20 protein-coding genes are annotated in these 19,014 nt (G+C 62.6%); 13 read left to right on the top strand and 7 right to left on the bottom strand.

Features of this window, described 5'->3' with window-relative positions:
- Positions 1 to 43: 43 nt before the first annotated feature.
- From AC1DXN_RS07395 to sufA, 3 genes are all read left to right on the top strand, one after another.
- Entirely contained in the window at positions 44 to 1,285 is a 1,242-nt protein-coding gene (locus AC1DXN_RS07395) for a cysteine desulfurase (protein ID WP_477269349.1), read from the top strand.
- A 5-nt stretch (positions 1,286 to 1,290) separates the two neighbouring features.
- On the top strand, positions 1,291 to 1,683 hold the full coding sequence (locus AC1DXN_RS07390) for an SUF system Fe-S cluster assembly protein (RefSeq protein ID WP_477269351.1): 393 nt from the start codon (positions 1,291 to 1,293) through the stop codon (positions 1,681 to 1,683).
- A 105-nt stretch (positions 1,684 to 1,788) separates the two neighbouring features.
- Positions 1,789 to 2,169 carry a Fe-S cluster assembly scaffold SufA gene (gene sufA, locus AC1DXN_RS07385; RefSeq protein ID WP_477242922.1) on the top strand — a complete coding sequence of 127 codons (381 nt, stop codon included), beginning with the start codon at positions 1,789 to 1,791 and terminating at the stop codon, positions 2,167 to 2,169.
- Between the two features lie 134 nt (positions 2,170 to 2,303).
- Here the strand turns inward: sufA and AC1DXN_RS07380 are convergent, their stop codons facing one another.
- Complete coding sequence (locus tag AC1DXN_RS07380; RefSeq protein ID WP_477242923.1) at positions 2,304 to 2,801, bottom strand: GFA family protein; 498 nt, start codon at positions 2,799 to 2,801, stop codon at positions 2,304 to 2,306.
- 91 nt (positions 2,802 to 2,892) lie between these two features.
- Here AC1DXN_RS07380 and AC1DXN_RS07375 point away from each other — a divergent pair, with 91 nt between their 5' ends.
- A complete protein-coding gene (locus AC1DXN_RS07375; protein ID WP_477242924.1) occupies positions 2,893 to 3,216 on the top strand; it encodes a TfoX/Sxy family protein in 324 nt (107 codons plus the stop codon).
- Between the two features lie 4 nt (positions 3,217 to 3,220).
- On the opposite strand, the gene AC1DXN_RS07370 is transcribed toward AC1DXN_RS07375, so the two are convergent.
- The gene (locus tag AC1DXN_RS07370) at positions 3,221 to 4,138 is read right to left on the bottom strand and encodes a pseudouridine-5'-phosphate glycosidase (RefSeq protein WP_477269353.1); all 918 of its coding nucleotides are present in this window, start codon (positions 4,136 to 4,138) and stop codon (positions 3,221 to 3,223) included.
- 49 nt (positions 4,139 to 4,187) lie between these two features.
- Positions 4,188 to 5,132, bottom strand: coding sequence for a carbohydrate kinase family protein (locus tag AC1DXN_RS07365; RefSeq protein ID WP_477269355.1), 945 nt, complete (start codon positions 5,130 to 5,132; stop codon positions 4,188 to 4,190).
- A 282-nt stretch (positions 5,133 to 5,414) separates the two neighbouring features.
- On the opposite strand from AC1DXN_RS07365, the gene recA reads away from it, so the two are divergent.
- The gene (recA, locus tag AC1DXN_RS07360) at positions 5,415 to 6,515 is read left to right on the top strand and encodes a recombinase RecA (RefSeq protein WP_112561417.1); all 1,101 of its coding nucleotides are present in this window, start codon (positions 5,415 to 5,417) and stop codon (positions 6,513 to 6,515) included.
- Positions 6,516 to 6,794: 279 nt separating this feature from the next.
- Positions 6,795 to 9,461 (top strand): alanine--tRNA ligase, encoded by a 2,667-nt coding sequence (gene alaS, locus AC1DXN_RS07355; protein WP_477269356.1) that lies wholly within the window; start codon positions 6,795 to 6,797, stop codon positions 9,459 to 9,461.
- 36 nt (positions 9,462 to 9,497) lie between these two features.
- Here the strand turns inward: alaS and AC1DXN_RS07350 are convergent, their stop codons facing one another.
- On the bottom strand, positions 9,498 to 10,124 hold the full coding sequence (locus AC1DXN_RS07350; RefSeq protein WP_477269358.1) for a glutathione S-transferase family protein: 627 nt from the start codon (positions 10,122 to 10,124) through the stop codon (positions 9,498 to 9,500).
- Between the two features lie 12 nt (positions 10,125 to 10,136).
- The gene (locus tag AC1DXN_RS07345) at positions 10,137 to 11,348 is read right to left on the bottom strand and encodes an NADP-dependent isocitrate dehydrogenase (protein WP_477269360.1); all 1,212 of its coding nucleotides are present in this window, start codon (positions 11,346 to 11,348) and stop codon (positions 10,137 to 10,139) included.
- Positions 11,349 to 11,568: 220 nt separating this feature from the next.
- Between AC1DXN_RS07345 and AC1DXN_RS07340 the strand changes: the two genes are divergently transcribed.
- The 3 genes from AC1DXN_RS07340 to murI all read left to right on the top strand — a co-directional run bounded on the left by AC1DXN_RS07340 (position 11,569) and on the right by murI (position 14,009).
- Entirely contained in the window at positions 11,569 to 12,420 is an 852-nt protein-coding gene (locus AC1DXN_RS07340; RefSeq protein ID WP_477269362.1) for an RNA methyltransferase, read from the top strand.
- Positions 12,421 to 12,472: 52 nt separating this feature from the next.
- The gene (locus tag AC1DXN_RS07335; protein ID WP_477269364.1) at positions 12,473 to 13,111 is read left to right on the top strand and encodes a hypothetical protein; all 639 of its coding nucleotides are present in this window, start codon (positions 12,473 to 12,475) and stop codon (positions 13,109 to 13,111) included.
- A gap of 97 nt (positions 13,112 to 13,208) precedes the next feature.
- Positions 13,209 to 14,009 (top strand): glutamate racemase, encoded by an 801-nt coding sequence (murI, locus tag AC1DXN_RS07330; protein WP_477242935.1) that lies wholly within the window; start codon positions 13,209 to 13,211, stop codon positions 14,007 to 14,009.
- A 61-nt stretch (positions 14,010 to 14,070) separates the two neighbouring features.
- Here the strand turns inward: murI and AC1DXN_RS07325 are convergent, their stop codons facing one another.
- Positions 14,071 to 15,453 carry an RNB domain-containing ribonuclease gene (locus AC1DXN_RS07325; protein WP_477269366.1) on the bottom strand — a complete coding sequence of 461 codons (1,383 nt, stop codon included), beginning with the start codon at positions 15,451 to 15,453 and terminating at the stop codon, positions 14,071 to 14,073.
- Between the two features lie 133 nt (positions 15,454 to 15,586).
- Between AC1DXN_RS07325 and AC1DXN_RS07320 the strand changes: the two genes are divergently transcribed.
- Positions 15,587 to 15,775, top strand: coding sequence for a DUF3008 family protein (locus AC1DXN_RS07320; RefSeq protein ID WP_477243118.1), 189 nt, complete (start codon positions 15,587 to 15,589; stop codon positions 15,773 to 15,775).
- Positions 15,776 to 15,901: 126 nt separating this feature from the next.
- On the opposite strand, the gene AC1DXN_RS07315 is transcribed toward AC1DXN_RS07320, so the two are convergent.
- Positions 15,902 to 16,111, bottom strand: a complete 210-nt coding sequence (locus tag AC1DXN_RS07315) for a hypothetical protein (protein ID WP_477269368.1) — start codon at positions 16,109 to 16,111, stop codon at positions 15,902 to 15,904.
- A gap of 385 nt (positions 16,112 to 16,496) precedes the next feature.
- On the opposite strand from AC1DXN_RS07315, the gene rpsD reads away from it, so the two are divergent.
- The 3 genes from rpsD to AC1DXN_RS07300 all read left to right on the top strand — a co-directional run bounded on the left by rpsD (position 16,497) and on the right by AC1DXN_RS07300 (position 18,934).
- On the top strand, positions 16,497 to 17,114 hold the full coding sequence (gene rpsD / locus AC1DXN_RS07310; RefSeq protein ID WP_006332867.1) for a 30S ribosomal protein S4: 618 nt from the start codon (positions 16,497 to 16,499) through the stop codon (positions 17,112 to 17,114).
- 109 nt (positions 17,115 to 17,223) lie between these two features.
- Positions 17,224 to 18,117: a tRNA 2-thiocytidine(32) synthetase TtcA gene (gene ttcA, locus AC1DXN_RS07305; protein WP_477269370.1), complete on the top strand. Its 894-nt coding sequence runs from the start codon at positions 17,224 to 17,226 to the stop codon at positions 18,115 to 18,117.
- Positions 18,107 to 18,934, top strand: a complete 828-nt coding sequence (locus tag AC1DXN_RS07300; protein WP_477269371.1) for an inositol monophosphatase family protein — start codon at positions 18,107 to 18,109, stop codon at positions 18,932 to 18,934. The genes ttcA and AC1DXN_RS07300 overlap by 11 nt, the downstream gene beginning before the upstream one ends.
- The last annotated feature ends 80 nt before the right edge of the window (positions 18,935 to 19,014 follow it).

The raw sequence follows: 19,014 nt of genomic DNA, 5'->3' as shown, positions 1-19,014 counted from the left end.
GGGTGTTGGAAGGATCGCGGCTTTGGCCGACAAGGACTTCGAAATGGACCAGAAAGTCGAAAACATCCCTTACGACGTCGAGGCGATCCGCCGCGATTTCCCGATCCTGTCGCGGGAAGTCTACGGCAAGCCGCTGGTCTATCTCGACAACGGCGCCTCGGCGCAGAAGCCGCAGGTGGTGCTGGATACGATCCAACACGCCTATTCGCAGGAATACGCCAACGTCCATCGCGGCCTGCATTTCCTCTCCAACGCCGCGACCGACGCCTATGAGAAGGCACGTGAGACGGTGCGCCGTTTCCTCAACGCGCCCAGCACCGACAACATCGTCTTCACCTCGAACACGACGGCGGCCATCAACACGGTTGCCTATGGCTACGGCATGCCCAACATCGGCGCCGGCGACGAGATCGTGCTGTCGATCATGGAGCACCATTCCAACATCGTGCCGTGGCATTTCATCCGCGAACGGCAGGGCGCGAAACTGGTCTGGGTGCCGGTCGACGATCTCGGCGCCTTCCACATCGAGGACTTCGAGAAGCGCCTGACATCACGCACCAAGCTGGTCGCCATCACCCAGATGTCGAATGCGCTGGGCACGGTGACGCCGATCAAGGAGATCGTGCGCATTGCGCATGCGCGTGGAATTCCCGTCCTTGTCGACGGCAGCCAGAGCGCGGTGCACATGCCGATCGACGTGCAGGATCTCGATTGCGACTTCTTCGTCTTCACCGGCCATAAGGTCTACGGTCCCTCGGGCATCGGCGTGCTCTACGGCAAGAAGGACGTTCTCTCAGGGATGCGCCCCTTCATGGGCGGCGGCGAGATGATCGAGGAGGTGACGGAAGACATTGTCACCTACAACGACCCGCCGCATCGTTTCGAGGCCGGCACACCGCCGATCGTCCAGGCGATCGGACTGGGTGCGGCGCTCGAGTACATGGAAAAGATTGGCCGCGAGCGCATCGCCGCCCACGAGGAAGATCTCAAGAGCTATGCGCACGAGCGGCTGCGCGCCATCAACTCGCTGCGCATCTTTGGCGATGCGCCGGGCAAGGGTGCCATCATCTCCTTCGAACTGCAGGGCATTCATGCCCATGACGTGTCGATGGTGATCGATCGGCAGGGTGTTGCAGTCCGCGCCGGCACCCATTGCGCCCAGCCGCTGTTGAAACGCTTTGGCGTAACCTCCACATGCAGGGCATCGTTCGGCATGTATAATACCAGGGCCGAAGTCGACGCTTTGGCCGAAGCGCTCGAAAAAGCGCGCAAGTTCTTCGGGTGACGATCATGGATGACGCTAGCCACACCACCGAGACCGTGCCGGAAACGGCTGTTAACGCGCTGGTTTCCGCCTCGGCCATTCCCGCCGACGAGCTGGCGCGGCTGACCGACGACATCGTCTCGGCGCTGAAGACGGTCTACGACCCGGAAATCCCGGCCGACATCTACGAACTCGGCCTGATCTACAGGATCGACATCGAGGACAACCGCGCCGTCAAGATCGACATGACGCTGACCGCGCCCGGCTGCCCGGTCGCCGGCGAAATGCCCGGCTGGGTGGAGAACGCCGTCGGCGCCGTCGAAGGCGTTTCCGGCGTCGAGGTCAACATGACCTTCGATCCGCCCTGGTCCCCGGACCGCATGTCGGAAGAGGCGCAGGTCGCGGTGGGCTGGTACTAGGCAGACCAAGGCTGGCGCACTTGCGCCGGTGGTAAAACTTCACCATTTTAGGTGAGGAATCATTCGGCAGGCCTTGAACCTGCATGGAATGGAAGAGGAAAAAGAATGGGACGCTTCGCCGTCATCACGATGACCGAAAAGGCCGCTGACCGGGTTCGCGAGATCGTCGCCACCCGCGACAACGCGCATGGCATTCGCCTCGGCATCAAAAAGGGCGGCTGCGCCGGCATGGAATACACGGTCGATCTGGTGACCGAGCCCAACACCAAGGACGACCATATCGAGCGCGACGGCGCCCATGTCTATGTCGCGCCTGAGGCGGCACTGTTCCTGTTTGGCACCGAGATGGATTTCGAGCAGACGACGCTGCGCACCGGCTTCACCTTCCACAACCCCAACCAGAGCTCGGCCTGCGGCTGCGGCGAATCCGTCGAACTGAAGCCGGCCGATCTGAAGGCCTTGGCCGAAGCGCGCGAGTCGGCCTGATCTTCCCCTTCGCCCCGTTTGCGGGGAGAAGGTGGCCCGAAGGGCCGGATGAGGGGCAGCGCCAGCCTCTCCAGAGTTAGCGCCGCCCCTCATCTGCCTGCCGGCATCTTCTCCCCGTGAACGGGGCGAAGAAGCTACTTCACCCACATCTTCGTCCGCTTGTGCCAGTCGGCGATCGATTCCTCGGGATAGGCGTCGAACGCCTTGTCCTTCTTGCCGATCACCGGCTCGACCCAGCTCGCCTTGTATTTCAGCATCAGATGGACCTTTTCCGGCGGCTTCGGCAGCTCGCTGTCGATCGCCGAGGCGAAGGGGTGGACCAGATCCGGCCAGGTCGGATCGTAGAGCCACAGCGCCGAGCCGCATTTCCTGCAGAAATTGCGCTCGCCGGTCGAAATCTCGCACGTGGGATGCTCATCATCCTCGATCTCGGCCCGGTAGACACCGAGATGGCGCTTGCCCTCAATCTTCAGCGTCTCGTAATCAGCGCCGAGATTGATGGCGAAGCCGCCGCCACCCTGTTGTTTGCGGCAGATCGAGCAGTAGCACAGCATGAAGGGCGCCGGTGTGTGGCTTTCGACCTCGAAACGCACAGCGTTGCAGCGGCAGGACCCTTTGAGCAGAAGCGGCATGAAAGAACTCCTACGAATTTCGTTCTCAACCTGTCAGCATGGTTTTGGTTGCGACAATGACAAGGCCAAATCCCGGTGACATGATCGCGGCATGGACAATGAACGCATAGAAGAACTTTTCGAAAGCCTAGGCCCGGTCAGCATCCGAAAACTGTTCGGCGGCAAGGGCGTCTATTGCGACGGCGTCATCGTCGCCATCGTGCTGCGCGGCGAATTGAAATTGAAGGCCGACGAACAAAGCGCCCCCGACTTCGAAGCCGCCGGCTGCCAGCAATGGACCTATACTGGCTCCAGGCACGGCAAGCTTGTGTCGATGCCTTACTGGAGCATTCCCGACAGCGCTTTCGACGATCCCGACGAGATGGCGGTCTGGGCGCGCCGGGCGTATGAGGCCGGACGGCGCGCCGGCAAGTAATCGCCTAGAGGGCTTTCGCGATCCTTGCCGCCAGCCGTGCATTGTTTTCGACCAGCGCGATATTCGTCTTCAGGCTCCTGCTGCCGGTGAGTTCGAGGATTTTCCCCAGCAGGAACGGCGTCACCGCCTTGCCCGTCACGTTCAGCGCCTCGGCGGCCTTCTGCGCCGCCTCGATGTAGCCGGCCATCTCTTCGGCCGGGATCTCATGATCTTCAGGCACCGGATTGGCGATCAGCATGCCGCCGCTCAAGCCCAGTGCAGCCCGAGTCTTGTAGAAATGCGCGATCTCGTCCGCGCCATGCAAGGTCAGCGGCGCGCGGAAAGGCGAATGGCGCGACCAGAAGGCCGGCATCGTCTCGCAGCCGTGGCCGACCACCGGCACGCCGCGCGTTTCCAGCACTTCCAGGGTCTTCTCAATGTCGAGGATCGCCTTGGCGCCGGCCGAGACGACGATGACCGGCGTGCGCGCCAGTTCGTCGAGATCGGCGGAAATATCAAAGCTTTTCTCGGCGCCCTTGTGGACGCCGCCAATGCCGCCGGTGGCAAACACCTTGATGCCGACCATATGCGCCGCGATCATGGTGGCGGCGACCGTGGTGCCACCGGTGCGTCCTTCGGCGACCGCGAAGCCGAGGTCGGCACGCGACAGCTTCATGGCGTCGCCGGTCATCGCCAGCGACTCTCGCTCGCCGTCGGAGAGGCCGATCTTGATGCGGCCGGCAACCACGGCGATCGTCGCCGGCACCGCGCCGCGATCGGCAATGATCTTCTCGACATTGGCCGCCATGGCGCCATTGTCGGGGTAGGGCATGCCGTGGGTGATGATGGTGCTTTCCAGCGCCACCACCGGGCGCCCGGCGGCCAGCGCCTGCGCCACCGGCGGATGGATGTCGATGAACGGGCGGGCGGTTTCCGGGGTCATTGTCATCTCCGACCTGGAGCCAGGCTCCAGAAACATGAATTCGCCGGTGTCATGCCATTTCCTGTGTATCCGGCACAAGGGCCAGCGCTTCGGCAAAACTGGCCGCTGTGAAGGCAGGCACTGCGTCGGCACATTCGATGGCAAGCGTCGCCGCTGCTACACCTTCGCGTAGCGCTTCCCGTAATGGCGCGCCGCGCAGCAGCGCGGCGACCGTTGCGCCAGCCAGTGCATCGCCGGCGCCGGTGACATCAGCGATCTTTCTGGGGACTGGGGGCGCGATTGAGAACAGGCCAGCTTCGTCGAAGCCCAGCACCGGGCCATCGCCCGCCGTCACCACGGCGCTTTTGAGGCCGGCGCGCTTCAGGCCATCGACGAGATCTTGCTCTGTAGTGTCGGCGCTTGCGCCGGCCAGCGCTATCGCCTCGCGCCGGTTCATGAACAGCAACGCCAGCCCGCCGAGCACCGGCATCAGCCGCACCACCTTGGCCGGCGAGATGGCGATGGCGAACACCGGCTTGCCATCAGCCAACGCCACCAGCCGTTCCAGTGCCGTCGACGGCAGGTTTGCATCGCACAGGACCGCATCGGCCGAGCCGATCACCTCGCGCACCTTGGAGCGGCGGATCTGCTTGGGAAACGCCAAATCATACAGCGCCATGTCGGCAAAGCCGACGATCAGCTCGCCGTCGCGGTCAAGCAGCGCAGTGTAGCTCGGCGTCGTGCGGTCGAGGAACACCGCCGACAGATCGGCAATGCCGGCCTTGGCGATGGCCGAAGACACCGTGTCGGCAGCCGCATCGCCGCCACGCACCGAGAGCAGCGAGGCCGAGACGCCGCGCCGCACGATGCTGCGCAGCGCGTTGAAGACGCCGCCGCCGACATCCTCGCGCATCGTGCCGGGGTTGGACGCCGCCGGCACATATGGGCCCGAAACCTGGCCGCGCCGGTCGATATGGGCGCCGCCAACGGCCAGTATCTTTGCGGATTTCACCATGAAGGCGATATGACCTTTGTTATTCGTCTCGGACAAGCGCTAGGCTGTGCGACTGGGCTTCACGATCAAGGCAGCGATTCGGCGGGGCGAAACAAGGAACCGGCCTCGACTAATGCCGGATGCATCGCCAAACCGAATTGTGAGACAAAAAAAGAACAAATCCGGATATTGATTGATTTTCAGCTATTTGACCCCTCTTGCCAAACGAGAACAAAAAAGGTACAAACTGGGCAGGGATTACGGATTGTCCGGCCTTCATTGACGACCAAGGGGTGATGTATCATGGCTCAGAATTCTTTGCGGCTTGTAGAGGACAAAGCGGTGGACAAATCAAAGGCTCTGGATGCGGCGCTGTCGCAAATCGAGCGTGCCTTCGGCAAGGGCTCGATCATGCGGCTCGGCGCCAACGAACAGGTCGTCGAGATCGAAACTGTGCCGACGGGTTCGCTTGGCCTCGACATCGCGCTTGGCGTCGGCGGCCTGCCGCGCGGCCGCATCGTCGAGATTTATGGGCCAGAAAGCTCGGGCAAGACGACGCTGGCCCTGCACACAGTGGCCGAAGCCCAGAAGAAGGGCGGCATCTGTGCCTTCGTCGATGCCGAGCACGCGCTTGATCCGGTCTATGCCCGCAAGCTTGGCGTCGATCTCGAAAATCTGCTGATCTCGCAGCCAGACACCGGCGAGCAGGCGCTGGAAATCTGCGACACGCTGGTGCGCTCCGGCGCCATCGACGTGCTGGTGGTCGATTCGGTGGCGGCGCTGACGCCGCGCGCTGAAATCGAGGGCGAGATGGGCGATTCGCTGCCCGGCCTGCAGGCTCGCCTGATGAGCCAGGCGCTGCGCAAGCTGACCGCCTCGATCTCGCGCTCCAACACCATGGTCATCTTCATCAACCAGATCCGCATGAAGATCGGCGTCATGTTCGGTTCGCCCGAGACCACGACCGGCGGCAACGCGCTGAAATTCTATGCTTCGGTGCGTCTCGACATCCGCCGCATCGGTTCGGTCAAGGACCGCGACGAGGTCGTCGGCAACCAGACCCGCGTCAAGGTGGTCAAGAACAAGCTGGCACCGCCCTTCAAGGTGGTCGAATTCGACATCATGTATGGCGAAGGCGTGTCCAAGACCGGTGAGCTGGTCGATCTCGGCGTCAAAGCCGGCGTGGTCGAAAAGTCAGGCGCCTGGTTCTCCTACAATTCGCAGCGTCTCGGCCAAGGCCGCGAGAATGCAAAACTGTTCCTGCGCGACAATCCCGACACGGCACGCGAGATCGAGTTGGCGCTGCGGCAGAATGCCGGGCTGATCGCCGAGAAATTCCTCGAAAATGGCGGCCCTGAACGTGGCGAAGACGACGGCTTCGAGGAAGAATCCGGCGCCATGTAGGATGCGGGCAATCACTGCCCGAGTTCTTCTTGAGTTCGCGTATCCCGATTGAGTTTGCGTATCGATGCGTTTCAAACCGCCGGCCTTGAGCCGGCGGTTTTGTGTTTGGGCGGCGCCGCAGGGCTGGTTCGGCTGGCCCGCGAAGCCCGCGATTTGGACCAATCCCGTGTTTCTGGACAGGCTGCGGTGTGACCGCTAAAAGGCCAAGTCCGTCCTCCAAGGGCAAAAATCTATTTTCCGCCGGGCCGACCGGCGGCTCTCCTAGAAAAGGCAGCATTCATGAGTGGCGTGAACGAGATCCGGTCGACATTTCTCGACTACTTCCGCAAGGAGGGTCACGAGATCGTCGCGTCGAGCCCGCTGGTGCCGCGCAACGATCCGACGCTGATGTTTACCAATGCCGGCATGGTGCAGTTCAAGAATGTCTTCACCGGTCTCGAGAAGCGGCCCTATTCGCGCGCCTCGACCGCCCAGAAGAGCGTTCGCGCCGGTGGCAAGCACAACGACCTCGACAATGTCGGCTACACCGCGCGCCATCTGACCTTCTTCGAGATGCTCGGCAATTTCTCCTTTGGCGATTATTTCAAGGAGCGCGCCATCGAGCTTGCCTGGAACCTGATCACCAAGGAGTTCGGGCTGGACAAGGACAAGCTGCTGGTCACCGTCTACCACACGGACGATGAGGCGGCCGGCTTCTGGAAGAAGATCGCCGGCTTCTCCGACGATCGCATCATTCGCATCGCGACCTCGGACAATTTCTGGGCGATGGGCGACACCGGACCGTGCGGGCCGTGCTCGGAGATCTTCATCGACCGCGGCGAGCACATCTGGGGCGGCCCTCCCGGCAGCCCGGAAGAGGATGGCGACCGCTTCCTCGAATTCTGGAACCTGGTCTTCATGCAGTATGAGCAGGTGACGAAGCAGGAGCGCATCGACCTGCCGCGTCCGTCGATCGATACCGGCATGGGCCTGGAGCGCATGGCATCCATCCTGCAAGGGGTGGAAAGCGTCTTTGAAACCGATCTGTTCAAGCATCTGATCGATGCGGCGTCGTCCGCCATCGGGCGCGGTCCAGACAAGGAGACGGTCGCATCCTTCCGCGTCATTGCCGATCATCTGCGTTCGTCCTCGTTCCTGGTGGCCGACGGCGTGCTGCCGTCGAACGAAGGCCGTGGCTACGTTCTGCGCCGCATCATGCGCCGCGCCATGCGCCATGCGCAGTTGCTCGGCGCCCATGATCCGCTGATGTGGCGCCTGGTGCCGGCGCTGGTGCGGGAGATGGGTCAGGCCTATCCGGAACTGGTGCGCGGCGAACAGTTGATATCAGAGACGCTGAAGCTCGAGGAAACCAGGTTTCGCAAGACGCTGGTGCGCGGCCTCGGCCTGCTCTCAGAGGCGACGGAAACGCTCGGTGCCGGCGACATGCTGGACGGCGAAACCGCGTTCAAGCTCTACGACACCTATGGCTTCCCGCTCGATCTGACGCAGGACGCGCTGCGCCAGCGCAACATCTCGGTCAATCTTGCCGGCTTCACCGATGCGATGGAGCGGCAGAAGGCCGAGGCGCGCAAGCATTGGGCCGGTTCCGGCGACGCGGCCACCGAGACGGTCTGGTTTTCGGTGCGCGAGAAGGCGGGCGCCACCGAGTTCCTCGGCTACGAGACAGAAGCTGCGGAAGGCCTCATCCAGGCGCTTGTCAGGGACGGCAAGACCATCGACAGCGCCAGCAAGGGCGAGGCGGTTGCGGTGGTCGTCAACCAGACGCCGTTCTACGCCGAGTCCGGTGGCCAGATGGGCGACACCGGAATCATTTCAGGCGAAGGGTTCTCGATCGAGATCTCCGATACGCAGAAGAAGGCCGATGGGCTGTTCGTCCATCTCGGCAAGGTGGCCAGCGGCAGCGTCAAGACGGGCGCGACCGTCGAGCTGAAGGTCGACCATGCGCGCCGCTCCAGGCTGCGCGCCAACCACTCCGCGACGCATCTGATCCATGAGGCGCTGCGCGAGGTGTTGGGGACTCACGTCGCGCAGAAGGGCTCGCTGGTCGCGCCCGAGCGGCTGCGCTTCGACATCTCGCACAACAAGCCGATTTCGCCGGAGGATCTCGAAGAGGTCGAGCGCATGGCCAACGAGATCGTCGTCCAGAACAGTCCGGTGTCGACGCGCCTGATGTCGGTCGACGACGCCATTGCCGAAGGCGCCATGGCGCTGTTTGGCGAAAAATACGGCGATGAGGTGCGCGTCGTGTCGATGGGCACCGGCGTGCACGGCGCCAAGGCCAACCGGCCCTATTCGGTCGAGCTTTGCGGCGGCACGCATGTCAGGGCGACCGGCGATATCGGTCTGGTGCGTGTCGTCTCCGACAGCGCGGTCGCCGCCGGCGTGCGCCGCATCGAGGCGTTGACCGGCGAAGCCGCGCGAAAATATCTCGATGAGCAGGATCGCCGGCTGAAGGCCACCGCCGCGACGCTGAAGATTTCGCCGGCCGACGTACCGGCGCGTGTCGAAGCGCTGCTCGACGAGCGCAAGAAGCTCGAAAAGGAACTGACCGAGGCGCGCAAGAAGCTGGCGCTGGGTGGCGGCGCGGCGGCCGGTGCGCCGGCCGAAAACGAGACCGTCGCCGGTGTCGGATTCCTCGGCAAGGCGGTTTCGGGCGTCTCGCCGAAGGATTTGAAGCCGCTGGCCGATGCCGGCAAGACATCGCTCGGCTCCGGCGTGGTGGTTTTCGTCGGCGCCGGCGAAGACAACAAGGCGAGCGTCGTGGTCGCTGTCACCGATGACCTTGTCGGCCGTTTCAGCGCCGTCGATCTGGTGCGCGTGGCCTCGGCCGCCTTGGGCGGGCAGGGCGGCGGCGGCCGCCCCGATATGGCCCAGGCCGGTGGCCCGGATGCCTCGAAGGCCAATGATGCGATCGCTGCGGTGAAGGCTGCGCTGGAAGCAGCCTGATCGGCTGGCCAGGGTTCGTTTGCCGAGCCCTGGCTGTCAGTCAGCCTTTTCCGTGACGAGGAAGCTCGCACTCGCCGCAATGCGCGTCCACCAATCCTGGATCTCAGGAAACTCGGCCAGCAGCCTCTGCCCTTCCGAAACCTTGACGAAATAGGCGACAATGGGTGCCGCATGCAGGTCGGCCAGCGTCAGCCGATCGCCGAGCAGCCACGGCCCCGGAGCCTTGAGTGAGGTGAGCACCTTCAGCACCGTTTCGGCCTGCAGCAGTCCGCTGGCGATCAGGACCTCGTCGGGCGCCGCCTTCTCCAGCCGCTCGACGGCGACATCCCAGACCATGGACCGGTAGCCATAGGCGTCGAGCATTCCGATGATCTGGTTCATCGTTGCGCGGGCGCGTGGCTCCTCGGGCTGCAACGGCGGGCCGTCAAAAGCCTCGTCGACGTAGCGGGCAATCGCGCTGCTTTCAAACAGGCGAAAGCCGTCATGCTCGAAAGCCGGGATGCGGCCGAATGGATGATGCTCGAAATACCAGCCGGGAATGCCCTCAACGGCAAAGACATCGACCGGCACGAGCTGGTAGTCGACGCCCTTTTCCTCAAGCGCGAGGCGGACGATGCGCACATAGACGCTGTAGTCCGCCCCGTAGGCGATGGGCTTGCCCATGTCGCTTGCCGGTCAGGCCATCGCCTTCTGCAGGTTCTCGTCGATCTTGTCGAGGAAACCAGTGGTCGACAGCCAGGGCTGGTCGGGGCCGATCAGCAGCGACAGATCCTTGGTCATGAAGCCGGACTCGACCGTCTGGATGCAGACCTTTTCCAATGTTTCCGAAAAGCGCTTCAGGTCGGCATTGTCGTCGAGCTTGGCGCGGTGGGCGAGGCCACGCGTCCAGGCAAAGATCGAGGCGATCGAGTTGGTCGAGGTTTCCTCGCCCTTCTGGTGCTGGCGATAGTGGCGGGTGACGGTGCCGTGCGCGGCTTCCGCTTCCACCGTCTTGCCGTCCGGCGTCATCAGCACCGAGGTCATCAGGCCGAGCGAGCCAAACCCTTGCGCAACCGTGTCGGACTGGACGTCGCCGTCATAGTTCTTGCAGGCCCAGACATAGCCGCCCGACCATTTCAGGCTGGAGGCCACCATGTCGTCGATCAGCCGGTGCTCGTACCACAGCTTCTTCGACTTGAATTCGGCCTCGAACTCGGCCTCGTAGACTTCCTGGAAAATGTCCTTGAAGCGGCCGTCATAGGCCTTGAGGATGGTGTTCTTGGTCGAGAGATAGACCGGATAGTTGCGCAGCAGGCCGTAATTCAGCGAGGCGCGGGCGAACTCGCGGATCGAGTCGTCGAGATTGTACATGGCCATGGCGACGCCGGCGCCCGGTGCGTCATAGACATCGTGCTCGATTACCTTGCCGTCCTCGCCGACGAACTTGATCGTCAGCTTGCCCTTGCCCGGGAAGCGGAAATCGGTGGCGCGATACTGGTCGCCGAAGGCATGGCGGCCGACGATGATCGGCTTGGTCCAGCCGGGCACCAGCCGTGGCACGTTCTTCATGATGATCGGCTCGCGGAAGATGGTGCCGCCCAGAATGTTGCGGATGGTGCCGTTCGGCGACTTCCACATCTTCTTAAGCTTGAATTCCTCGACGCGCTGCTCGTCAGGGGTGATCGTCGCGCATTTCACGCCGACGCCGTACTTCTTGATGGCGTTGGCGGAATCGATGGTCACCTGGTCGTTGGTGGCGTCGCGGTGCTCGATGCCGAGGTCGTAATATTCAAGTTTCAGGTCGAGATAGGGGTGGATCAATTTGTCCTTGATGAACTGCCAGATGATGCGGGTCATCTCGTCGCCGTCGAGTTCGACGACCGGGTTCGCCACCTTGATCTTCGCCATGGAAAGAATGCCTCGTTGCTGGGGGATCGGAACGGCCTTGCCCGCATGGCTTTCGGCCGGGGATGCGGCCCGTATATCAAAGCATTTTTGACCGCGCAAACGGCGATCCGCCCTGTAGGGCCCATCCGTCACCGCCGATCGTTCCTTGCGAAAGCTTCATTTTCGCGGCCGAATGTGGCAGGGGACGCTGAAATGCCGCAAACCGCAGTTCATTGAGACCATGACAGCCCAGGTAGAGCCCGACAAAATTCCCGCCGCTGGGCCGGCGATCATCCTCGTCGAGCCGCAGCTTGGCGAGAACATCGGCATGGTGGCGCGCGCCATGGCCAATTTCGGCCTGGCCGAATTGCGCCTGGTCAATCCGCGCGATGGCTGGCCGAGCGAAAAGGCACGCGCCGCTGCCAGCCGCGCCGACCATGTCATCGATGCCGTCACTGTCTTCGACGATCTGGCCTCGGCGATCGCCGACCTCAACTTTGTCGTCGCCACCACGGCCAGGCAGCGAGACGGCTTCAAATCCGTGCGCGGTCCGGTGGAGGCGGGCAGGGTGCTCCGCGCCCGTCACGGCATGGGGCAGCGCACCGGCATCCTGTTCGGCCGCGAGCGTTTTGGGCTCTACAATGACGAGGTCGGCCTGGCCGACGAGATCGTCACCTTTCCGGTGGATCCTGATTTCTCCTCGCTCAACATCGCCCAGGCGGCTTTGCTGATGTCCTATGAGTGGATGAAGTCCGGTCTGGAAGACGAGACCAAAACCAACTTTGCCGGCCCTGAGATGAAGCCGGCAAGCAAGGAAGAGCTGCACGGCCTGTTCGCCTATCTGGAAGGCGCGCTCGAAGCGCGCGGCTATTTTCGCCCGGCGCCGAAGAAGCCGAAGATGGTCGACAATCTGCGCGCGGTGCTGACGCGCGCCGGCTTCGCCGAGCCGGAACTCAAGGTGTTGCGCGGCATCATCTCATCGCTGGACAGGTTTTCACCGGCAATGCCGCGCGGCGACGGCTCGCCGGGAGATGATCCGAGACGGCTCCCGGCAGCGGCTGCGCGTGCCAGAAAAGCCGCGGACAAAGACTAGGCATTCCCCTACGTCACCGGTAACCGAATTTTATCCGGTTAGGCCCATTGTCGTGAAAACGATGGGCTCTGGGATGTTTGCTTCAAATATCGGCCGTCTGCGCTTCTTCTCCTATTCTGCGGCCGTGCTGGTCGCGGAAATAGTGGCAGTGGTGTTGTGCATTTCGGTCACCATCGGCTTTGATGGACTGGCCAACTCGAAACCTGGTCCGGGCCGGGAAGGGGTGGCCGCGGCGATCCTGGTGGTTTCGCTGGTAGTCGTGCTGTTTCGCGCCAACTTCGCGTGGCGCCGTAGCCGCGACGCGCAAGGATCGAATTGGATCCTGTGGGGCTACATCGTGTTTTCCGCCATCTTTGCGTTTCTGCAGGCGGGCACGGTCCTGGTTTATGATTTCGATGCTGAAGATTTCAATTCAGGCCTGAACCTGCTCGGGTTCTCGATTTTTGGCCTTTGGTGCACAATTCTGATGGCGAAGCCAGCAGGTGTCGACCTCAACGAGTTGGCGTCGGTCTTTGATTTCGACGAACCGGCCGCACCGCTCGGCAACATGAATTCGAGATTGTATTCGTCGCCGGCCGCCCCCACCGCTTCGTCGGCTTCCACCTCTGCCACGCGACCGGCGCCGTCGCGACCGACAGGTCCAAACGCTCGTCCTCGGCCCGGCGGCTTCGGCAAGCGCGGTCTTGTGTGAGCGTCTCGCCACTTCAAGGCCATGATCGTTCCAGATAGAAGCGCCGCAGCCAGCCTCTTCTCCTGATTCCTCAGCTTCTTCTCGTGATCCAAGCACAATGACCGTTCCATCAGACGCCCGCCCGATCCTGATGTTCGATTCCGGCATCGGTGGCCTCACCGTGCTGCGCGAGGCGCGCGTGCTGATGCCCGACCGCCGCTTCATCTATGTCGCCGACGACGCCGCCTTTCCCTATGGCGCCTGGGAGGAGCCAGCGCTCAAAGCTCACATCCTCGGCCTGTTCGGCGCGCTGCTGGACAAATTCCAGCCGGAAATCTCGGTCATTCCCTGCAACACTGCCTCGACGCTGGTGATCGATGCGCTGCGCGAGAAATTTCCCGGACATCCCTTTGTCGGCACGGTGCCGGCGATCAAGCCGGCGGCAGAGCGCACGCGCTCGGGTCTGGTTTCCGTGCTGGCGACGCCCGGCACCGTGAAGCGCCAATACACGCGCGATCTGATCGGAAAATGGGCGCAGAAGTGCCATGTGCGGCTGGTCGGTTCAGACCGACTTGCCCCGCTGGCCGAAATCTACATGCGCCAGGGATTTGTCGACGAGGAGATCGTGCGCCAGGAAATCGCGCCGTGCTTCGTCGAAAAGGACGGCGCCCGCACCGACATCGTCGTGCTGGGCTGCACGCACTATCCCTTCCTGGCCAACCGCATGCGCAAGACGGCGCCCTGGCCGGTGGATTGGATCGATCCGGCTGAAGCGATCGCACGGCGCGCCATGTCGCTGCTTGCGCCTGTAGACGGCCCTCTGCCGGACGGCGAGCCCGACATCGCTGTTTTCACCTCCGGCAAGGTGGATTTCGCCACCCGCCGGCTGATGCAGGGTTTTGGCCTGAGCGCGCGCTAGAGCAATTCCAGGAAAAGTGTGAAATGGTTTTCCGTCCGGAATTGCGTAAAAACAAAGACATTTAGGCAGGTGCGAAGACGATACTGCGTTGATCCGGATCGGCCGAAACGAGCCTTAGCGTCAGGCCATCGCCTTGTCTGGGTCCGGAGGCCTTTACGTTGGCAACGACAGGCATGTCTGAGAGCTGAACGCGCACACGCTGATCGACGACGTCGGTGACGACGGCCTTGAACGTTTCGCCCTCGCGTCCCTTCAGCATGACTGCCTCGGCAAGGTCGATGGCGGCGTGATTGATCTGCGAGGCGCGGGCATCCGCGCGCCCCATAACCTTGGGCAATCTGGCAAACGCCTCGATAACGGCCTGAGGCACCGGCTGACCGTTGGCGATGGCCAGCGTGCAGCGCACGACGTAGCGGTCGGCCAGCCGCCTCAGCGGCGCCGTGGCGTGGGCATAGGTCGCGGCCATCGCCTCGTGCCAGGGGACAACGCCTTCTTGATAGGGTTGGTAGGACGCGCCGGAGCCGGCGCGGCGGATTTCCAGCATCAGCGCGGCCTGTTGCTTGTTGCTCGCATCGAGGGTTCGCTGATAGTCAGGCAAACTGGTCGAAGCCGGCCAGGACAGGCCGAGAGCCCGTGCCGCGTTGCGCAGTCTTTGCACCTTGGAAGCGTCCGGCGGCGCCATCACCCGGAACAGCCCGGTCCGGTGTGCCAGCATGGCGTCGGCAATCGCCATGTTGGCGGCCAGCGAAAGCGCGGCGTTGTCCTGCTCGGATTGTAGCAGCGGTCTGAAAGAAAGCTGGAATTTGCCATCGGCAAGCTGTTCCACCTCCTGCTCGGGCGGGTCGACGCGGGAAGCGCCGCGACGCTCTTCGGCTGCCGCCATGCGCCGTGCAATTTCGGCGAAGCCGGCCGGAACGTCGGAGGCACGCACGCTGTCATAGGCAAGCTTGGCGCGGCTTTGAATGATTGCCCGCTCAGCACCGTCCAGCTTTACCCCTCCGTCCTCGGCGATCCGAACCGTGAAGATAACAGCCGGACGTGGTCCGTTGGGCAACAAGCTCGCCGCACCCTCGGCAATCACTGGCGGGTAAAGCCCGGCCTTGCCGTCCGGCAAATACAGGGTCTCGCCCCGCGTCCAGGCCTCGAGATCGATCGCGTCGCCGTCCTCGACGAACCACGCTACGTCGGCAATGGCATAGTGCAACATAAGGTCGCTGCCGCTTGCCTCGATTGAAAACGCCTGATCAAGATCGGTGGAGCTTGCCGGATCGAGCGTGACGAAGGGCATCGTTGTGCGATCGGTATGCTGGGTGGGCACGCGTTTGGCCGCCGCCTCTGCGGCTGCCACTACGACTGCCGGAAATCCATCCGGCACATGGAACTCGGTGCGGATTTTTGCTAGGCCGGTAGCGAGTGCTTGCGAGGGATCGGTCAACGATTTCATGGCGTCGTCCTACACTGGCGTTCCGGACGCGGGAAGGCCGATTTGCTGGCGGGGCAGACACGAAATTGAACCGCCGGCGCTGGAACCGTCGCTGAGGCGCAACGTTTCTTCTGGCAGCAAAGGAGGAACGGATATGCCAGCCACATCGAAAGCCCAGCAAATGGCCGCCGGCGCGGCACTGTCCGCCAAACGTGGCGAGACGAAGCAGAGCGAACTCAAAGGCGCTTCCAAGGAAATGTACGAATCCATGAGTGAAAAACAGCTCGAGGATTTTGCCGAGACCAAGCGCAAGGGCCTGCCCGAGAAGAAGTCGAAGCATTGAAGGAAATCAAACGAAATAACGTCGCCCCGCAGTGTTCCGCCAGGCGGTGTTCCATCAAAAAGCCCGCGGCTAAAACCGCGGGCTTCAATTGATCGGGCTGTCACCCCTCGGAGGCCGAAGCCGGACTTACCAGCGCCACCAGCAGCGCTTTACCGTGTAACGGATAACGCGCTTGTGGCCATGACGCCAAACTACCTTCTTCTTGACCACGATGCGGCATACCTGATGATGCCGGTGACCATGCCAATGCCGGGCCATTGCCGGCTCCGGCACCGCAACGGACATCGATGCTGCCAGTACCGCCGCACCTGCCAACGAAAGGAAGAATTTCTTCATCAGAATCGGGCTCCTCTAACTCCCAGTCCCTTCCTGATGCCGTTGGCGCGACAACTTCCCGCCAGAGCCGGCACCGTATTCAACGCAGAAAATGCTATACGGTCGCGACGCGCGGCGCCATTCACAAGCTTGACACCGGTTAAATCTCCGTTTAACCACCGCGCCAACACCGGGCCGCAATGTCCGGTGGTATTTTTTGTATGCGCAAGACCTCGGATACCTGTTTGTATTTTCCGGTCTTGTTTGAACTGACGTGTCCCGTGGGTTTTCCGCCGCGTTGCGTGGGAAAACCCTGTCAGGCCTCGAAAACGGAGGCCAGAGGAGGGCGCGTTTCCTTCACCCGGACCATGAGGTTCCGGGTGTGTTTGTTTTGAAAGGGAATGCGATGAGCAAGCGCGAATCCGCAAAGTACAAGATCGACCGCCGTCTCGGCGAAAATATCTGGGGCCGCCCAAAATCCCCGGTCAACAAGCGTGAATACGGCCCCGGCCAGCACGGCCAGCGCCGCAAGGGCAAGCTTTCCGATTTCGGCCTGCAGCTGCGCGCCAAGCAGAAGCTGAAGGGTCACTATGGCGACGTTTCGGAAAAGCAGTTCCGCAAGGTCTATGAAGAGGCCGATCGCCGCAAGGGCGACACCTCGGAGAACCTGATCGGCCTGCTCGAATCGCGTCTCGACGCGGTCGTCTACCGCGCCAAGTTCGTGCCGACCATTTTTGCTGCCCGTCAGTTCGTCAACCACGGCCACGTCAATGTGAACGGCAAGCGCGTCAACATCGGCTCGTACCGTTGCAAGCCGGGCGACGTCGTCGAAGTGCGCGAGAAGTCGAAGCAGCTCGTCATCGTGCTGGAATCGGTCGGTCTCGCCGAGCGCGACGTGCCGGACTACATCGATGCCGATCACAACAAGATGGTCGCCACCTTCGCGCGCATCCCCGGCCTGGCCGACGTTCCCTTCGCCGTGCAGATGGAACCGAACCTGGTCGTCGAATTCTATTCGCGCTGATCGACCCCATTTTACGACACCATCGAAGGCCGCCCGTCGAGGCGGCCTTTTCTTTGTCCGCCACCTCCGCTAATCCGGGCGGCAACAGAGATTTCGGGGCCGACGCGCCATGAACATGCTGCCAGACGTCGAATCATTGGAACCGATCACTGAGGCCGAAGGCGGTTTTCATCCGCTGTTTGCCGACGTGCCGTCCTCCGTCGAGTTCAACAAGCTGCGCAAACGGCTGTTGCGGCTTACCCGCCAGGCGATCGAGGATTTCGCCATGGTCAGACCCGGCGACCGCTGGCTGGTCGCTTTGTCTGGCGGCAAGGATTCCTACGGGCTGCTCGCCGTGCTGCTTGATCTCAAATGGCGCGGCCTGCTGCCGGTCGATCTGTTGGCCTGCAATCTCGACCAGGGCCAACCGAATTTCCCAAAACACATTCTGCCTGATTATCTCGAAAAATACGGCATTCCTCACCGCATCGAATATCAGGACACCTATTCGGTGGTAACCGACAAGCTGCCCCAGGGCAGCACCTATTGTTCGCTGTGCTCGCGGCTGAGGCGCGGCCATCTCTACCGTATTGCGCGCGAGGAAGGCTGTTCGGCGCTGGTGCTCGGCCATCATCGCGAGGACATTCTGGAAACCTTCTTCATGAACCTGTTCCATGGCGGCCGTCTCGCCGCCATGCCGCCAAAGCTGCTCAACGACGAAGGCGACGTCATGGTGCTAAGGCCGCTCAGCTATTGCGCCGAGCCCGATCTCGAAAAATTCGCCGGCGCCATGAAGTTCCCGATCATTCCGTGCGATCTCTGCGGCAGCCAGGAAGGCCTGCAGCGCAATGCCATGAAAGCGATGCTCAACGACATGGAAAAGCGCATGCCCGGCCGCAAGGACACGATGCTTCGCGCGCTGTCCAACACCAGGCCGTCGCATCTGCTCGACCGCAAACTGTTCGACTTTGCCGCCCTCAATGGCGACCTCAGCACAGGACTTGACCTTTCCGATGACATTTGACGACCAAGCTATCGACTGGCTTGCCGAGCTTCTCGCCGATGCAGCCAGGACCGAGATCATGCCGCGCTTTCGCCGACTGGGTGAGGGCGACATCCGCCAGAAGACTTCGGCCGCCGATCTGGTGACCGAGGCGGACGTCAATGCCGAGCGGCTGATCACCGCCAGGCTGCGTCAGCGCTACCCCCAGGCGGTGATCGTCGGCGAGGAAGCCTGCTCGGACGATCCGGCGCTGCTTAGGGGACTCGGCGATGCCGAACTCGCCTTCGTCATCGACCCGGTCGACGGCACCTTCAACTTCGCTTCCGGCGTGCCGTTGTTCGGGGTCATGCTGGGCGTCGTCGTCAAGGGCGAGACCGTTGCCGGCATCATTCACGATCCGGTCGGCAAGGACTGGCTGATCGGCGCCAGAGGGGCCGGAAGCCACATCAGGCATGCGTATGGCAGCCTGGAGAAGGTGCATGTCGCTAAGCCGGTACCGATGTCGCAAACGACCGGCGCGGTGTCCTGGCAGTACATGCCGGAGCCGGAGCGGTCGCGGCTGGCGCGCAATCAGACCAAGAGCCTGTCGCAGTTCGGCTATCGCTGTGCGGCGCACGAATACCGCCTGCTGGCGAGCGGCCACGCCCATTTCGTCGTCTACAACAAGCTGATGCCTTGGGACCATCTGGCCGGCGTGCTGATCCACGCCGAGGCCGGCGGGTACACAAGGCGCATCGACGGCAGCGCCTATCTGCCGTCGCATCTTGACGGCGGCATCCTCGTCGCGCCGGACGAGGAAAGCTGGCGCGAAATCCGCCGCGAACTCTGGGCGCAATAGCCGGCCAATGCATGTTGCCCAAAAGTGGCCCCGGTTTTGGGAGCACGACATGCATGAAACAAAGACCTAAAGCGCGCGGC

The organism is Mesorhizobium sp. P2_H9 (genome assembly GCF_056403215.1).
This window is presented reverse-complemented; position numbering and strand designations above follow the sequence as displayed.

Coding starts and splice junctions, on each gene's coding strand:
- AC1DXN_RS07350 (WP_477269358.1), bottom strand. CDS start 10,124: ATGGGCAAGCCCATCGCCTACGGGGCGGACTACAGCGTCTATGTGCGC.
- AC1DXN_RS07375 (WP_477242924.1), top strand. CDS start 2,893: ATGGACAATGAACGCATAGAAGAACTTTTCGAAAGCCTAGGCCCGGTC.
- murI (WP_477242935.1), top strand. CDS start 13,209: ATGACCGTTCCATCAGACGCCCGCCCGATCCTGATGTTCGATTCCGGC.
- AC1DXN_RS07300 (WP_477269371.1), top strand. CDS start 18,107: ATGACATTTGACGACCAAGCTATCGACTGGCTTGCCGAGCTTCTCGCC.
- AC1DXN_RS07345 (WP_477269360.1), bottom strand. CDS start 11,348: ATGGCGAAGATCAAGGTGGCGAACCCGGTCGTCGAACTCGACGGCGAC.
- rpsD (WP_006332867.1), top strand. CDS start 16,497: ATGAGCAAGCGCGAATCCGCAAAGTACAAGATCGACCGCCGTCTCGGC.
- AC1DXN_RS07395 (WP_477269349.1), top strand. CDS start 44: ATGGACCAGAAAGTCGAAAACATCCCTTACGACGTCGAGGCGATCCGC.
- ttcA (WP_477269370.1), top strand. CDS start 17,224: ATGAACATGCTGCCAGACGTCGAATCATTGGAACCGATCACTGAGGCC.
- AC1DXN_RS07380 (WP_477242923.1), bottom strand. CDS start 2,801: ATGCCGCTTCTGCTCAAAGGGTCCTGCCGCTGCAACGCTGTGCGTTTC.
- recA (WP_112561417.1), top strand. CDS start 5,415: ATGGCTCAGAATTCTTTGCGGCTTGTAGAGGACAAAGCGGTGGACAAA.
- alaS (WP_477269356.1), top strand. CDS start 6,795: ATGAGTGGCGTGAACGAGATCCGGTCGACATTTCTCGACTACTTCCGC.
- sufA (WP_477242922.1), top strand. CDS start 1,789: ATGGGACGCTTCGCCGTCATCACGATGACCGAAAAGGCCGCTGACCGG.
- AC1DXN_RS07365 (WP_477269355.1), bottom strand. CDS start 5,132: ATGGTGAAATCCGCAAAGATACTGGCCGTTGGCGGCGCCCATATCGAC.
- AC1DXN_RS07315 (WP_477269368.1), bottom strand. CDS start 16,111: ATGAAGAAATTCTTCCTTTCGTTGGCAGGTGCGGCGGTACTGGCAGCA.
- AC1DXN_RS07325 (WP_477269366.1), bottom strand. CDS start 15,453: ATGAAATCGTTGACCGATCCCTCGCAAGCACTCGCTACCGGCCTAGCA.
- AC1DXN_RS07390 (WP_477269351.1), top strand. CDS start 1,291: ATGGATGACGCTAGCCACACCACCGAGACCGTGCCGGAAACGGCTGTT.
- AC1DXN_RS07340 (WP_477269362.1), top strand. CDS start 11,569: ATGACAGCCCAGGTAGAGCCCGACAAAATTCCCGCCGCTGGGCCGGCG.
- AC1DXN_RS07370 (WP_477269353.1), bottom strand. CDS start 4,138: ATGACCCCGGAAACCGCCCGCCCGTTCATCGACATCCATCCGCCGGTG.
- AC1DXN_RS07320 (WP_477243118.1), top strand. CDS start 15,587: ATGCCAGCCACATCGAAAGCCCAGCAAATGGCCGCCGGCGCGGCACTG.